Genomic DNA, 738 nt, shown 5'->3' with positions numbered 1-738 from the left:
GTGGAGACCCTCCCGGTCCAGGACGCCAGGCAATGGTGGCCTCCGCCCTCCCGGCCTCCCCGCCATGGGGTGCAGGACGATCCACACCATGAGGTGCTTCCGTACGGATTCCCTGGAAGGTAGGTTTTACGGCATGTCCCAGTTGGAGGTCGGGGTGTGGCAGCGCGTGGTGGGGCTGGCCGTGTTGCTGGCCCTGGGGAGCCCCGCGTGGGCGGCCAACGCGTGGCGGGCCGTCGCGCGCTCGGCATCCCCCGAGGACCGCGCACTCCTGGAGCGGGTGCGGGGACAGAGCAGCGACCTGCCGGTGGTGCTGACCGTGGAGGAGGGGCCGGCGCTGGAGACGAGCCCGGACGGGGCGTGGCGCGAGGCGGAGCGGGTGGCCTTGCGCCAGGACGCTCGCGCGGTGCTGTGGTTCGCGCGCGAGGGCGCGGAGGTGCGTGTGTCCGTGGCGGCGCCCCGGACGGGACACCTGTTCGTCCGGACCGCGCACCTGGAGGGCACGCCTGAAACGCTGACGTGGTCCGTGGGGGCGGAGGCGCTGGCGCTGGCGGTGCGCTCGGCGCTGCGCGCGGTGGACGCGGGGGAACCCCTGGGTGAAGTCGTCGCCCCCCCGCCTCCCGTGGCGGCACCTCCGGCGCTTGCGCCTCCACCTCCGGAGCCCGTGCCGGTGGCGGTCGCTCCGGTGGAAGGGGCCTTCATCCAGGTGGGGCTGCACGCGGCGCTGGATGGCTACCACCC

General features: G+C 74.7%; 1 pseudogene. It reads left to right on the top strand.

The features are described 5' to 3' along the window. Positions 1 to 133 precede the first annotated feature (133 nt). Positions 134 to 738 (top strand): annotated as a pseudogene (locus D7Y13_RS41930) (hypothetical protein); the annotation flags it as partial.

This window comes from Corallococcus praedator (genome assembly GCF_003612125.1).
In the GTDB taxonomy this organism is placed as follows: Bacteria; Myxococcota; Myxococcia; order Myxococcales; family Myxococcaceae; genus Corallococcus; species Corallococcus praedator.
The sequence above is the reverse complement of the archived record's forward strand: the minus strand, read 5'-3'. Positions and strand labels throughout refer to the sequence as shown.